Source organism: Pseudomonas entomophila (assembly GCF_018417595.1).
Lineage (GTDB): Bacteria > Pseudomonadota > Gammaproteobacteria > Pseudomonadales > Pseudomonadaceae > Aquipseudomonas > Aquipseudomonas entomophila_C.
In genome coordinates this window covers 1,441,429-1,454,647 of the sequence record NZ_CP070982.1, presented here as the reverse complement: position 1 = coordinate 1,454,647, position 13,219 = coordinate 1,441,429, and the positions used below count along the sequence as shown (strand labels likewise).

The 13,219-nt window shown below is 64.5% G+C and carries 15 protein-coding genes; 9 read left to right on the top strand and 6 right to left on the bottom strand.

The features are described 5' to 3' along the window. Positions 1-116 precede the first annotated feature (116 nt). Together JYG34_RS06390 and JYG34_RS06385 are read right to left on the bottom strand one after the other, a co-directional pair. Positions 117-1,460: a sensor histidine kinase gene (locus tag JYG34_RS06390; protein ID WP_213659938.1), complete on the bottom strand. Its 1,344-nt coding sequence runs from the start codon at positions 1,458-1,460 to the stop codon at positions 117-119. Positions 1,461-1,463: 3 nt separating this feature from the next. Further along, positions 1,464-2,180 carry a response regulator transcription factor gene (locus JYG34_RS06385; protein ID WP_213659937.1) on the bottom strand — a complete coding sequence of 239 codons (717 nt, stop codon included), beginning with the start codon at positions 2,178-2,180 and terminating at the stop codon, positions 1,464-1,466. A 292-nt stretch (positions 2,181-2,472) separates the two neighbouring features. Between JYG34_RS06385 and JYG34_RS06380 the strand changes: the two genes are divergently transcribed. From JYG34_RS06380 to JYG34_RS06365, 4 genes are all read left to right on the top strand, one after another. Further along, a complete protein-coding gene (locus JYG34_RS06380) occupies positions 2,473-5,229 on the top strand; it encodes a response regulator (RefSeq protein ID WP_213659936.1) in 2,757 nt (918 codons plus the stop codon). Between the two features lie 162 nt (positions 5,230-5,391). Beyond that, positions 5,392-6,378 carry a 2-hydroxyacid dehydrogenase gene (locus tag JYG34_RS06375; RefSeq protein ID WP_213659935.1) on the top strand — a complete coding sequence of 329 codons (987 nt, stop codon included), beginning with the start codon at positions 5,392-5,394 and terminating at the stop codon, positions 6,376-6,378. A gap of 31 nt (positions 6,379-6,409) precedes the next feature. Beyond that, on the top strand, positions 6,410-6,844 hold the full coding sequence (locus JYG34_RS06370; RefSeq protein WP_213659934.1) for a hypothetical protein: 435 nt from the start codon (positions 6,410-6,412) through the stop codon (positions 6,842-6,844). Further along, the gene (locus tag JYG34_RS06365) at positions 6,845-7,249 is read left to right on the top strand and encodes an META domain-containing protein (protein WP_213659933.1); all 405 of its coding nucleotides are present in this window, start codon (positions 6,845-6,847) and stop codon (positions 7,247-7,249) included. An 89-nt stretch (positions 7,250-7,338) separates the two neighbouring features. Here JYG34_RS06365 and JYG34_RS06360 read toward each other — a convergent pair whose 3' ends face one another. Beyond that, on the bottom strand, positions 7,339-7,806 hold the full coding sequence (locus tag JYG34_RS06360) for a TlpA disulfide reductase family protein (protein ID WP_011532648.1): 468 nt from the start codon (positions 7,804-7,806) through the stop codon (positions 7,339-7,341). A gap of 86 nt (positions 7,807-7,892) precedes the next feature. Here JYG34_RS06360 and arsC point away from each other — a divergent pair, with 86 nt between their 5' ends. From arsC to JYG34_RS06345, 3 genes are read left to right on the top strand one after another with little or no spacing between them, the layout of a single operon-like run. Next, entirely contained in the window at positions 7,893-8,246 is a 354-nt protein-coding gene (arsC, locus tag JYG34_RS06355; protein ID WP_213659932.1) for an arsenate reductase (glutaredoxin), read from the top strand. Next, a complete protein-coding gene (gene wrbA / locus JYG34_RS06350; RefSeq protein ID WP_213659931.1) occupies positions 8,243-8,848 on the top strand; it encodes an NAD(P)H:quinone oxidoreductase in 606 nt (201 codons plus the stop codon). The genes arsC and wrbA overlap by 4 nt, the downstream gene beginning before the upstream one ends. Then, the gene (locus tag JYG34_RS06345; RefSeq protein WP_213659930.1) at positions 8,841-9,254 is read left to right on the top strand and encodes a DUF2069 domain-containing protein; all 414 of its coding nucleotides are present in this window, start codon (positions 8,841-8,843) and stop codon (positions 9,252-9,254) included. The genes wrbA and JYG34_RS06345 overlap by 8 nt, the downstream gene beginning before the upstream one ends. Before the next feature lie 102 nt (positions 9,255-9,356). Here JYG34_RS06345 and JYG34_RS06340 read toward each other — a convergent pair whose 3' ends face one another. Beyond that, a complete protein-coding gene (locus tag JYG34_RS06340; protein ID WP_213659929.1) occupies positions 9,357-10,028 on the bottom strand; it encodes a DNA-3-methyladenine glycosylase I in 672 nt (223 codons plus the stop codon). A 4-nt stretch (positions 10,029-10,032) separates the two neighbouring features. Beyond that, a complete protein-coding gene (gene ttcA / locus JYG34_RS06335) occupies positions 10,033-10,857 on the bottom strand; it encodes a tRNA 2-thiocytidine(32) synthetase TtcA (protein ID WP_011532643.1) in 825 nt (274 codons plus the stop codon). 263 nt (positions 10,858-11,120) lie between these two features. Between ttcA and JYG34_RS06330 the strand changes: the two genes are divergently transcribed. Both JYG34_RS06330 and JYG34_RS06325 read left to right on the top strand, forming a co-directional pair. Then, complete coding sequence (locus JYG34_RS06330) at positions 11,121-11,720, top strand: Yip1 family protein (protein ID WP_011532642.1); 600 nt, start codon at positions 11,121-11,123, stop codon at positions 11,718-11,720. A 140-nt stretch (positions 11,721-11,860) separates the two neighbouring features. After that, on the top strand, positions 11,861-12,355 hold the full coding sequence (locus JYG34_RS06325) for a SprT family zinc-dependent metalloprotease (protein ID WP_213659928.1): 495 nt from the start codon (positions 11,861-11,863) through the stop codon (positions 12,353-12,355). Positions 12,356-12,398: 43 nt separating this feature from the next. Here JYG34_RS06325 and JYG34_RS06320 read toward each other — a convergent pair whose 3' ends face one another. After that, the gene (locus tag JYG34_RS06320) at positions 12,399-13,019 is read right to left on the bottom strand and encodes a calcium-binding protein (RefSeq protein ID WP_213659927.1); all 621 of its coding nucleotides are present in this window, start codon (positions 13,017-13,019) and stop codon (positions 12,399-12,401) included. Positions 13,020-13,219: the final 200 nt, after the last annotated feature.

Genomic DNA, 13,219 nt, shown 5'->3' with positions numbered 1-13,219 from the left:
TAAGCAATATCGCCGAGGCACCTGTAGGAGCGGCTTCAGCCGCGATCACCCGCAAAGCGGGTGCCTGGCACCGCGTTGCCTGCATCGCGGCTGAAGCCGCTCCTACAGTCTGCGCGTTACATCACGGCCGCCAGGCGCATGCACACCCGCAACCCGCGCTCGCCATTGACCGCCCACACCCTGCCGCCCTGGCGCTGGATGGCGCTGCGGGCGATGCTCAACCCCAGGCCGAAGCCACCATCGCCGGGCCTGGAACCCTCCAGCCGTGAAAACGGCGCGAAGATGCGTTCCAGATCGTCTTCGGCCACGCCACCACCTTCATCTTCCAGGTCGAGCCGCCAGTAGCTGCCTTCACGCCGCCCACTCAAGCGCACCTCGCCACCGGCTGGCGAATGACGGATGGCATTGCGCAACATGTTCTCCAACGCCTGGGCCAGGTGATTGAGGTTGCCCTGCACCCAGCAATCGTCCGGCAACTCACAGCGCAACCGCTCCCGCGCCCAGCCGCTTTCGTAACAGGCGTTCTCGCTGAGCATCTCCCACAACGCCTGGAGCTGGATCGGCTCCAGGTTCATCGGCGCCCGCTCGGCATCCTGCCAGGCCAGTTGCAGGGTGTCCTCGACCAGTTGCTGCATGCCATCCACCTCGCGGTGCAAGCGCTCGCGCAGGCGTTGCAGGTCGGTCTCGCCGTCACAGGCCACGCGCAGCCGGCTGAGCGGAGTGCGCATTTCGTGGGAGATGTCGCGCAGCAGTTGCTGTTGCAGCGCCACGGTCCCCTGCAGGCGTTCAGCCATCTGGTCGAAGGCCCGCGCCAGCTCGCCAAGCTCGTCCTGGCGCTGGGTGGTACGGGGGTCGAGGCGTGCCGAAAGCTGGTCGGCGCGCCAGGCGTTGGCCTGCTCGCGCAGTTGGTTGAGCGGCACGATCAGCATGCGGTAGAGGCCCACACACAGCAGCAAGGTGAACAGCCCGGGAATGATGCCATTGGTGATTACCCGCCAGAACAGACGGTACTGCCCCGGGCTGAAGCGCTCGGGCAGCTCGATCACCAGCATCCCTTGCTCCGGCGCCTGGGGGAACGGCAAGCGCAGCCAAGGCTGGCCGATGGTGCGTCGGCTCATGGGCCAGTCGACCCCTCGCAGGCGGGTCAGGTGCTGCACTTCGCCGCCCATCAGTGCCGCACTGCCCAACGGCTGGAGATCGCCGTCGAGCACGCCCAGCCAGGTGGTCTCGCGCTGACGCATGCCCGCCAGCCAGCGGTCCACGCCCTCGCGACCACCTGTGCGCCAGGCCTGCTCGGCCTCGGCGGCATAGCCACGCAACACGTGCCGGGCGGGTTCGGAGAGAAAGGCGTTCTGGGTTTCCATGTGCCGCCCCCAGGTGTAGCTCAGGCCGATCATCAACAGGCAGAAACCCACCAGCAGGATGGCCAGCTTCCAGAACAGCGAATGGCGGTCGAGCACGCGTCAGTCCACCTCGCCCGCGCCGAACACATAGCCTTTGCCCCACACCGTGCGGATCTGCCGCTCATGGTAGCCGATGGCCTTGAGCTTGCGACGGATCTGGCTGACATGCATGTCCAGGCTGCGGTCATGGCGCGAGTAGCCGCGCTGCAGTACCTGTTGATAGAGGAAGGGCTTGCTCAGCACTTCGTCCTGGCTGCGGTGGAACAGCTCGAGCAGGCGGAACTCACTGGGCGTCAACCCCGCCGTGGCGCCGGCCAGGCTGACGTCGGTGAGCTGCTCATCGAAATGCAGCGTGTCGCTGTTGCACTCGCGCGGCGCGTGATGACGGCGCTCGATGGCCACCCGCCGCAGGATCGCCTCGATACGCACACGTAGCTCGGTAAAGCTGAAAGGCTTGGGCAGGTAATCATCGGCGCCACGCTGGAAACCGGAGATCCGGTCCGCCTCCGCGCCCAGCGCCGACATCAGGATGACCGGCGTGGCACTGTACCGACGCAGGCGGGCCAGCGCATCGAGACCGTTGAGCCCCGGCAGCAGAATATCCATCAGCACCAGGTCGAACACTTGTCGCCCTGCTGCCTCCAGCCCTTCGAGACCATTACGGCACCAGGTCACCTGGAAACCGCCCCGTTGCAGCTCCTCGTGCAGGTAGGCACCGAGCACAGGGTCGTCTTCTATGGCGAGGATACTGGCGGCATGAATAGCTACGGGATTCATTGGCAACTGTCATTTATTCTCAGTTGCGCGATTATTGAGCATGCCACCCGGCCAAGGCAACCGGGCCACGACCAGTGCATTCAACTTCTCCTTCAGGCGCATGCTTGCTGACGATGCAAGGCATCCTCCTTGAATATGCAGGGCATTGGTTCGCCAGCAAGCTGGCGCCTACGGAAACGGCGAGTGCCGCCGAAAACAAAAACAGATACAAATAAGTGCATTGCCATCAAGCGCGGAGTAACGTTCCCCGCTGAAGCGCAACAGCGCATTAAGCACATGACAGGAGATAGGTGTGCTCGACCGTTTGGGAATCCGCAGCCGCGTGCTGTTGCTCGCCCTGCTGCCCGCCAGCTTGATGGCCTTGGTGCTCGGCAGCTATTTCACCTGGCTGCAGCAGAACGAACTGCGCACGCAACTGCTGCAACGCGGCAAGATGATCGCCGAACAGCTGGCGCCACTGGCCGCCCCGGCCCTGGCCCGCCAGGCGCCCGCGCAACTGGAGCGCATCGCCGCCCAGGCGCTGGAGCAGACCGATGTGCGCGCCGTGGCCTTCCTCGCCGCCGACCGCGCACGCCTGGCCCACGCCGGCCCGAGCATGCTCAACCAGCCGCCCAGCGGCGGCACCGGCACGCAACTGCTGCAACGCACTGGCAACGATGCCACCCGCTACCTGATGCCAGTATTCGGCCACCACCGCGACCTGGCCACCGACGCCGTCCCGGCAGAAGCCGAACGCCTGCTGGGCTGGGTCGAGATCGAACTGTCCCACGACGGCACCTTGCTGCGCGGCTACCGCAACCTGTTCACCAGCCTGCTGCTGATCATCGTCTGCCTGAGCCTGACGGCGCTGCTCGCCGTGCGCATGAGCCGCACCATCAACGGCCCGATCAACCGCATCAAGCACACGGTCAACCAGCTCAAGGACGGCCACCTGGAAGAACGCCTGCCCGCCATGGGCAGCCACGAGCTCGACGAACTGGCCGCCGGCATCAACCGCATGGCCGAAACCCTGCACAGCGCCCACGAAGAGCTGCAGCACAGCATCGACCAGGCCACCGAGGACGTGCGCCAGAACCTGGAGACCATCGAAATCCAGAACATCGAGCTGGACATGGCGCGCAAGGAAGCCCTGGAGGCCAGCCGGATCAAGTCCGAGTTCCTGGCCAACATGAGCCATGAGATCCGCACGCCGTTGAACGGCATCCTTGGGTTCACCCACCTGCTGCAGAAGAGCGAGCTCACACCTCGCCAGCTCGACTACCTCGGCACCATCGAGAAGTCCGCCGACAACCTGCTGGGGATCATCAACGAAATCCTCGACTTCTCCAAGATCGAGGCCGGCAAGCTGGTGCTCGACAGCATCCCGTTCAACCTGCGCGACCTGATCCAGGACACCCTGACCATCCTCGCCCCGGCCGCCCACGCCAAACAGCTGGAACTGCTCAGCCTGGTGTACCGCGACACCCCGCTGTCGCTGGTCGGCGACCCGCTGCGGCTCAAGCAGATCCTCACCAACCTGGTGAGCAACGCCATCAAGTTCACCCGCGAAGGCACCATCGTCGTGCGCGCCATGCTCGAGGACGACCAGGAAGACACCGTGCAACTGCGCATCAGCGTGCAGGACACCGGCATCGGCCTCTCGCCCCAGGATGTGCGCACCCTGTTCCAGGCCTTCAGCCAGGCCGACAACTCGCTGTCGCGCCAGCCGGGCGGCACTGGCCTGGGGCTGGTGATCTCCAAGCGCCTGATCGAGCAGATGGGCGGCGAGATCGGGGTCGACAGCACTCCCGGCGAGGGCTCGCAATTCTGGATCAGCCTCAACCTGCCCCGGGCGCATGACGACGCCGAAGAGCAGCCTGTGCAAGTGCTGGTGGGGCGCCGTGTGGCCATCGTCGATGGCCACGACCTGGCCCGCCAGGCCCTGGAGCACCAACTCGAAGATTGCGGCCTGACGGTCAGCCTGTTCGCCTCATACGACCAGATGCTGCAGGGCGTGCAAGCCGCCGCACAGGCCGGGCAGCCGTTCGAGTTCGCCGTGCTCGGCGCCAACCTGGGCAGCCTGGCGCCAGAACAGCTCGGCCAGTATCACCAGCAGCTCGAGCGCCTGGGTTGCCAATGCGTGGTGCTCTGCCCCACCACCGAACAGCCGCTCTACCACCCCTACCTGCCCAACGCCCACGGCCAGTTGCTGGCCAAACCGACCTGCACCCGCAAGCTGCGCCGGCTGCTGGTCGAGCTGATCCAACCACGTCGCCCCGCCGGCGAGCAACGCCCCAGCAACGGCCAGCGCGTACCAAAGATCCTCTGCGTCGACGATAACCCCGCCAACCTGCTGCTGGTGCAGACCTTGCTCGAAGGCATGGGCGCCGAAGTGCTGGCGGTGGACAACGGCTATGCGGCAGTGCAGGCGGTGCAGGACGAGCCCTTCGACCTGGTGCTGATGGACGTGCAGATGCCCGGCATGGATGGCCGTGCCTGCACCGAACAGATCCGCCAATGGGAAAGCAGCCAGCGTGGCCAGCCGCTGCCGATTGTCGCCCTCACCGCCCACGCCATGGCCAATGAAAAGCGCGCCCTGCTGCACAGCGGCATGGACGACTACCTGACCAAGCCGATCAGCGAGCGGCAGCTGGCCCAGGTGGTCATGAAGTGGACCGGCCTGAGCCTGGGCGCGCCGCCACCGGAGCGTACCAGCGAACGCCCGGCCGACAGCACGGAACTGAAAGTGCTCGACCCGGAGGAAGGCCTGCGCCTGGCCGCCGGCAAGCCGGACCTGGCGGCGGACATGCTGACCATGCTGCTGGCGTCGCTGGAGTCGGACCGCGACGCCATCCGCGCGGCCCGCGAGGCAGCCGACCGCACCGCGATGATCGAACGCGTGCACCGCCTCAATGGCGCCTCGCGCTATTGCGGCGTGCCGCAGTTGCGCGCAGCCTGCCAGCGCAGCGAGACCCTGCTCAAGCAGGACAGCCCCCAGGCGCAAGTGGCGCTGGACGAACTGGACCGGGCCATCGACCGGCTTGCGGAACACGCGCGCCAGAGCGCTTGATGCTCACATCGCCAGGTTTGAGGAGGCTCTGTGGGAACGGGTGTACCCGCGAATGCGGTGGTGGGGCCACTGCCGCATTCGCGGGTAAACCCGCTCCCACAGGTATCTCGCTCGGCGATCCACCCGGACTGTTTAGCATCCCTTGATTCGAGGAGGTCGACAATGCGCACCCTGTTGTTCAGCAGCCAGCACTACGATCAGGAAAGCTTCACACGCGCCGCCAACGGCACCTTTGACCTGCACTTCCAACCCACCCGCCTGACCCTCGACACGGCCCCCTTGGCCCAGGGCTTCGAAGTGGTCTGTGCATTCATCAACGACGAGCTCGATGCCCCGGTACTCGAACGCCTGGCCGCCGGCGGCACGCGCCTGGTCGCCCTGCGCTCCGCCGGCTACAACCACGTCGACCTGGCTGCTGCCAAACGCCTGGGCCTGGCCGTGGCGCGGGTGCCGGCCTACTCGCCCCACGCCGTCGCCGAACACGCCGTGGCGCTGATCCTGGCCCTCAACCGCCGCCTGCACCGCGCCTACAACCGCACCCGCGAGGGCGACTTCACCCTGCACGGGCTGACCGGCTTCGACCTGCACGGCAAGACCGTCGGCGTGATCGGCACCGGCCAGATCGGCGCCGCCTTCGCCCGCATCATGGCCGGTTTCGGCTGCCAGCTGCTGGCCTACGACCCCTATCCCAACCCCGAACTGCTGGCCCTGGGCGCCCGCTACCTGGAACTGCCCGAGCTGCTGCGCGAGTCGCGGATCATCAGCCTGCACTGCCCATTGACCGAGCACACCCGCCACCTGATCAACGCCCAAAGCCTGGCCCAACTGCAACCCGGCGCCATGCTGATCAACACTGGCCGCGGTGCGCTGGTCGACACACCGGCGCTGGTCGACGCGCTCAAGAGCGGCCAGCTCGGTTACCTGGGGCTGGATGTCTATGAAGAGGAAGCGCAACTGTTCTTCGAGGACCGCTCCGACCTGCCGCTGCAGGACGACGTGCTGGCACGCCTGCTCACCTTCCCCAACGTGATCGTCACCGCGCACCAGGCGTTCCTGACCCGCGAGGCGCTCGATGCGATCGCCAGCACCACGCTCGACAACATCAACCGCTGGGCGGCAGGCAATCCGCAGAACATCGTCGAAAGTTGATGCTAGGATACGCGGCAATTCTGGAGGACCCATGGTCGAACACGATTTCCGCTACACCCTTTTCAACCCGCAACACACCCTGATCGAGTGCCGCGCACTGGTGCCGGGCCGCTACCAGGTCACCGGCAACGGTGGCTCGATCCAGAAGGACGACGTACTCCTGGTCACCCTCAAGGGCAGCAAGGACTTGTCCATGCGCCTGACCGTCGAGACCGTGCGCCACCTGATCAACCCGCGCGGCCAGTGGGTCGCCGTGGCCAAGGGCCCGGTGTTCAACGAGCTGGAGATTCTCAACTGGCAGGCCAAGTGCGACAGCTGCGAAGCGGTGCTGGACTTCGAGTTCGCCGTCGACGCCAAGCTGGGCAAGAAAGGCCATGCTCCGGCCGCCAGTGCCCGCGTGGCGGAGCTGGGTTGGACCAGCCAGGGTGACAAACACCTGTGCCCGCAGTGCCGGGAGCGTGCCTGAGTGAAACAGCTGCTGACCACCGCGCTGATCGCCGCGGCCCTGGCCGGCTGTGCGTCGGAGCCTTCGAAGCTGCAACAGGAGCAGAGCTATGTGCTGGAATGGATCGGGGAGCGCCCGCTGATCGACTACAGCCACCTGACGCTGACCCTGGCCAATGACGGCCGCGCCTACGGTAACGCCGGCTGCAACCACTGGTTCGCCCCCTACACGCTGGAGGGCGAGCGCATCAGCTTCGGCAAGGTCGGCAAGACCCGCAAGCTGTGTGCACCCGCGTTGATGGACCAGGAGAAGCGCTTCCTGCAGGCGCTGGAAACGGTGCAACGCTGGGATGTGTCGCCGATCGAGCAGATCCGCTTTTGGCCGGTTGAAGGCAAGCCTTTGCGCTTCTGGCCTGAAGAAGGCTGAGGTTCGTCCTCGACCGTTCCGACCTCTTCACGGGCAAGCCCGCGAAGAGGCCGGCTCGGGCAACAAATCATCCGCTACCGCGAATGATTTCAGGCGCCGCCCTTGAGCGCCTTGATCTTCGCCTGCAGCCCTTCGAGCGTCTGCTCGCCCATCAGTTGCTCACGCACCTTGCCCTTGTCGTCGATGATGTAGGTCACCGGCAACGCCTCGCTGCGCGGCAGCTCATAGCGTTCGGCCGGGTCCTGGGCGAGCACGGTGAAACCGATGCCCAGCGTGTCGGCGGCGGTCTTCAGGTCCGGCCCCTGCAGGCCGTCGAAGTTCACCCCCACCACCTTGATGCCCTGGGCCTCCCACTGCTTGGCAGCGGCATTGAGTTCGGGGATCTCCGTGCGGCACGGGCCACACCATTCGGCCCAGTAGTTGAGCACCAGCCAGTGCCCGTCGATCTGCTCGGCCTTTACCGTATTGCCGTGCTGGTCCACGCCGTAGTCCGCACCGCAGCCGCCGAGCAACAGGCTCGCGGTGATGGCCAGTGCAGCTGCCAAACGCCTTGCCATGGGTCAATCCTTCTCGAAGTTTTCAAGCATTGAAGTCGGTCGCTGCGGTTAGAATAGCCGCCACACCCAGCTGGATGCGACCCGTCATGACCGATCTGACCCTCTATCATAACCCGCGCTGCTCGAAATCCCGCGGCGCCCTGGAACTGCTCGAGGCTCGCGGCCTGGCGCCGACCATCGTGCGCTACCTCGAGACCCCGCCCGACGCCGCCACCCTCGCGCAACTGCTCGGCAAGCTGGGCATCGGCGCGCGCCAATTGCTGCGCACCGGCGAAGACGAATACAAGACCCTCGACCTGGCCAACCCAGCCCTGACCGACACCCAGCTGATCGATGCCATGGTCAAGCACCCCAAGCTGATCGAACGTCCGATTCTCGTTGTCGGTGACAAGGCCGTGGTCGGCCGCCCACCGGAGAAAGTCCTGGAGATCCTGCCGTGAGCGAACCCTACATCCTGGTGCTGTATTACAGCCGCCACGGTTCGACCAGCGAGATGGCCCGGCATATCGCCCGTGGCGTCGAGATGGCCGGCCTGGAGGCGCGCCTGCGCACCGTGCCGGCGATCTCCACCGAATGCGAAGCCGTGGCCCCGGACATCCCGGCCAGCGGCGCGCTGTACGCCACCCTCGACGACCTGCGCCACTGCGCAGGCCTGGTGCTGGGCAGCCCTACCCGCTTCGGCAATATGGCCGCGCCCCTCAAGTACTTCCTCGACGGCACCAGCAGCCTGTGGCTGGGTGGCGAGCTGGTGGGCAAGCCGGCCGGCGTGTTCACCTCCACCGCCAGCCTGCACGGCGGCCAGGAGACCACCCTGCTGTCAATGATGCTGCCGCTGATGCACCACGGCATGCTGGTGATGGGCCTGCCCTACAGCGAATCGGCACTGCTCGAGACCCGCGGCGGCGGCACCCCCTATGGCGCCAGCCACCACGCCGGCGCCGACGGCAAGCGCGAGCTGGACGCCCACGAGATCACCCTGTGCCGTGCCCTTGGCCAACGCCTGGCGAACACCGCCAAGGCCCTGGAGGGGCAACGTGGCTAGGAAGCCCAAGGTACTGCCGCCGCTGGACTGGCTGGCACCACGCGTGCGCTTCACCCGCGCCCTGAGCCTGGCCTGCTTCTTCGGCCTGATCGCCCTGCTGGTGGTGAACAACCTGTGGTTCGCCGACCTGCACGGGGCGCGGGTCGAGGTGATCATGGCCATCGAGCTGATCCCCCTGCTGCTGTTGCTGCCGGGCATGCTCATGGGCAGCGCCCGGGCGCATGCCTGGACCTGCTTCGTGGTCAACATCTACTTCATCAAGGGCGTGCTGGCGGCGTTCGACCCGGCGCGGGCGGTGTTCGGCTGGGTGGAGGTGCTGGTAAGCCTGGGGTTGTTCGTCAGCGGGTTGCTGTTCGTGCGCTGGCGGTTCCAGTTCGACCGGCGTATGGCGGGCGAAGGGGGTTGAATGCTTCGCGGGTAAACCCGCGCCCACAGGATCTTCACTGCCTCTGAAAACAGCGCAGTACCTGTGGGAGCGGGTTTACCCGCGAAGAGGGCGACACCTATCTCAATGATTGACGGTATGCGCCAGCATCACCGACAGTTGGCACAGCGGCCGACCACTCTCGGCATGCCACTGGTTGAACGCCTGCTGCACCAACGCCAGGTCACGCTGGCTGGTCGGTGGCTTGTCGATGATCTTCTGCGCGATCAGCGCCGCCGCCATGTCATCGGTGGGAATGAAGGTATCCTTGCCGACCATGCGCAGGAACCGCGGCGCCGACAACCCGCCCAGCTGGTTACCGTGCTTGGCCAGGTACTTCCACAAACCGACGATATCGGTCACCGGCCAATCGGCGATGAACGCGCCGAAACTGCCCGCCTCCTTCGCCACGTCCAGCACCATCTGCGCATTGCGCGGCACGCTCTTGAGCTTGCCCAGGTGGCGAATGATGCGTTCGTCGTGCATCAGTCGCTCCAGGTGCTCGGCGCCCATCAGCACCACCTTCTCCGGGTCGAAACCGAAGAACACCTGTTCGAACGCCGGCCACTTCGCATCCACCAGGCTGTGCTTGAGCCCGGCGCGAAACACGCGCAGGGCCAGCGTCGACAGGTAACGATCGTCAGGGATATCGCGCAATTGCGTGGGCGTGCGCGGCTGCGGCAGAAAGGTTTCCAGCGCCTGGGCCGAACCGAAACGGTTCAGGCAGTACTCATGCAACCACTGATAATCGCGCATGCGGTCAGATGTTCAGCACGTCGAGGAAACGCGGGGTGGCGCTCTCGTCGATCTTCAGGCTGGTGAAGTCGAACAGGTTGCGGTCGGCCAGTTGCGACGGCGCGACGTTCTGCAGGGCGCGGAAGATGCTTTCGGTACGGCCCGGGTGCTTGCGCTCCCACTCCACCAGCATATCCTTGACCACCTGGCGCTGCAGGTTCTCCTGCGAACCGCACAGGTTGCACGGGATGATCGGGAACTCCTTCATGTCCGAATAGGCCTGGATATCCTTCTCGCTGCAGTAGGCCAGCGGACGGATCACCACGTTGCGGCCGTCGTCGGCGCGCAGCTTCGGCGGCATGCCCTTGAGCGCGCCGTTGAAGAACATGTTGAGGAAGAACGTCTCGACGATGTCATCGCGGTGGTGCCCCAGGGCCATCTTGGTCGCGCCGATCTCGTCAGCGAAGGTGTACAAGGTACCGCGACGCAGGCGCGAGCACAGCGAGCAGGTGGTCTTGCCCTCGGGCACCAGCTCCTTGACCACCGAGTAGGTGTCCTTCTCGACGATGTGGTACTCGACGCCCAGCTCTTTGAGATACGCCGGCAGCACATGCTCCGGGAAGCCCGGCTGCTTCTGGTCCATGTTCACCGCGACGATGTCGAACTTGATCGGCGCCACCTTCTGCAAGTGCAACAGAACGTCGAGCATGGTGTAGCTGTCCTTGCCGCCGGACAGGCAGACCATGACCTTGTCGCCATCCTCGATCATGTTGTAGTCGGTGATGGCTTCGCCGGCGAGACGACGCAGGCGTTTTTGCAGTTTGTTCTGGTTGACCGAAAGGGTGCCCATAGCGCTTGGATCCGCAAGGTGTGACAAAAGCCGGCTATTTTACGCACAAACCTGGCAGTGCAGTAGGGCATTCCGATAAAGACTTCAAGGGAATCAGCACCGGGCCTGACAGCGCAATTTGCTCTAAAAAGCCGGGTTTGTGCCAGGATCCGCTTCCTATACTGCGACATAAGGCCACACGACCGCTTGCATCGGTGTTCAGGCCTCGGGCCACAAGCGCTCCATCTGGGGGGCGTTTGGCAACGACGATAGGAGTGACCGGCATGATTCATCACGTTGTAGGGCTGTTTACCCACCCTGACCAGGAGTGGCGGGAGATTCGTGGCGAGGAAGAAAGCATCAGCCACATGTACCTGACCCACACGCTGATCCTCGCGGCGATCCCCGCCGTGTCGGCGTTCATCGGCACCACCCAGGTCGGCTGGGTGATCGGCGACCGGCCAGCGGTGATGCTGACCATGGAAAGCGCCCTGTGGATGAGCATCATGTCCTACCTGGCAATGCTCGCCGGAGTAGCGGTGATGGGCGCCTTCATCCACTGGATGGCCCGCACCTACGACGCCAACCCAAGCATGGCGCAATGCATCGCCTTCGCCACCTACACCGCCACCCCGCTGTTCATCGGCGGTCTCGCGGCGCTGTACCCGCACCTGTGGCTGGGCATGCTGATCGGCACGGCGGCCATCTGCTACACCGTGTACCTGCTGTATGTCGGCTTGCCGACGTTCATGAACATCCCGTCGGACGAAGGCTTCCTGTTCTCCAGTTCGGTGCTGGCGGTGGGCCTGGTGGTACTGGTGGCGATCATGGCCGCGACCGTGATCATCTGGGGACTGGGCGTGGGGCCCGTCTACACCAACTGACGCATCAAAATCAGATCCAACCAACACTGGGGCATCACCCGAAGCCGCCGCAAGGCGGCTTCGTTTCGTGTGCCTGACCGGCGGCTCGGCAGCCGCTCGCCACCTGCGGCATAATGCCCGGTCAGGAGAATTACCCCGCCATGCCCGAGCTGCTCAAACAACGCGTCGAAACCTGTTACCAGCAAGCCGAGATGTTCTTCAAACGCCCCTTCCCGCGCCCACAGGTCAGCTTCAGGCTGCGCGGCCAGAAGGCCGGCGTCGCTCATCTGCACGAGAACCTGCTGCGCTTCAACCTGCAGCTGTACCGCGAGAACCAGGACGATTTCCTGCGCCAGACCGTGGCCCATGAAGTGGCGCACCTGGTGGCCCACCAGCTGTTTGGTGACAAGATCCAGGCCCACGGCGAGGAGTGGCAACTGATCATGCGCGGGGTCTATGAGCTGCCGCCGAACCGCTGCCACAACTATGAGGTGCAACGGCGCGTGGCGACGCGCTACATCTACCGTTGCCCGTGCCCTCAGAGCGATTTCCCGTTCACCGCGCAGCGGCACAAACTGGTGCGCCAGGGGCGGCGCTACCTGTGCCGGCGGTGCCGGGAGATTCTGGTGTACAGCGGCGAGACCCGGGTTGAGTAAACACCGCTGCACCCTCGGCCAGCGTCATCTTTGGACGGGGACATCAGAGCATCAAATACTCAGCCTTGAAACATGTAACGCCAACCAGTTGAATCTCGAAATCCGCCTTGTGGCTACCCCGCACATTGCCCGACAGCAGTTCATTTTCAAAACGCAACTGACCCGCTTCGGTGAAGGCTGCATCACCGATAAAAGTGAAACCGGCAAGCCCAGTGGACTTTGCCAATCCACGTAGATCAATGCGATCACCCTTTCCCCCCTTGAAGTCGGTGACGATATCCCGCTGACCACCGACGCCCATATCGCTCAATTTGGCGAACACGAACAGGTCGGCACCTCGACCACCACTCAGCACATCGGCGCCCGGCCCACCCTCGAGCAGGTCATCGCCCTTGCCCCCCACCAGGACATCCTTGCCAGTGTCACCGATGAGCACATCGGCACTATCCCCTCCGTGCAGATAATCATCGCCCTCACCGCCATCGAGCACATCACTACCCTTGCCACCGAGCAGAATGTCATCGCCCTTGCCGCCTTCCAGTTCATCGTGCCCGGCATGCCCCCTGATCAGATCGTCCTTGTTTCCACCGACCAAGCGGTCATTGCCTTTACCACCTTCGAGCAACATCTTGGATTGGGCTTTTGTATCACTGGGTTTGATCATTACTTTTATTCCTGTACAGCGTGAATTGGACCCGCTGCGAAAGGATCGTGCTTTCACTGCCCCTCACAGCAGGATCACAATTTAACGTCCGCCGCCCGCCAGCATGCGGTAACTATTTATATACAGGGTTAAGAAGTACCCATTGGCATGCAGGGCATCTGCGCAATAAAAAGCCCATCCGAAGATGGGCTTTTTATTGT

Excerpts from the sequence above, each read along its gene's own strand:
- JYG34_RS06370 (WP_213659934.1), top strand. The coding sequence starts at position 6,410 with ATGGTCGAACACGATTTCCGCTACACCCTTTTCAACCCGCAACACACC.
- JYG34_RS06360 (WP_011532648.1), bottom strand. The coding sequence starts at position 7,806 with ATGGCAAGGCGTTTGGCAGCTGCACTGGCCATCACCGCGAGCCTGTTG.
- arsC (WP_213659932.1), top strand. The coding sequence starts at position 7,893 with ATGACCGATCTGACCCTCTATCATAACCCGCGCTGCTCGAAATCCCGC.
- JYG34_RS06320 (WP_213659927.1), bottom strand. The coding sequence starts at position 13,019 with ATGATCAAACCCAGTGATACAAAAGCCCAATCCAAGATGTTGCTCGAA.
- JYG34_RS06325 (WP_213659928.1), top strand. The coding sequence starts at position 11,861 with ATGCCCGAGCTGCTCAAACAACGCGTCGAAACCTGTTACCAGCAAGCC.
- JYG34_RS06330 (WP_011532642.1), top strand. The coding sequence starts at position 11,121 with ATGATTCATCACGTTGTAGGGCTGTTTACCCACCCTGACCAGGAGTGG.
- JYG34_RS06340 (WP_213659929.1), bottom strand. The coding sequence starts at position 10,028 with ATGCGCGATTATCAGTGGTTGCATGAGTACTGCCTGAACCGTTTCGGT.
- JYG34_RS06385 (WP_213659937.1), bottom strand. The coding sequence starts at position 2,180 with ATGAATCCCGTAGCTATTCATGCCGCCAGTATCCTCGCCATAGAAGAC.
- ttcA (WP_011532643.1), bottom strand. The coding sequence starts at position 10,857 with ATGGGCACCCTTTCGGTCAACCAGAACAAACTGCAAAAACGCCTGCGT.
- JYG34_RS06375 (WP_213659935.1), top strand. The coding sequence starts at position 5,392 with ATGCGCACCCTGTTGTTCAGCAGCCAGCACTACGATCAGGAAAGCTTC.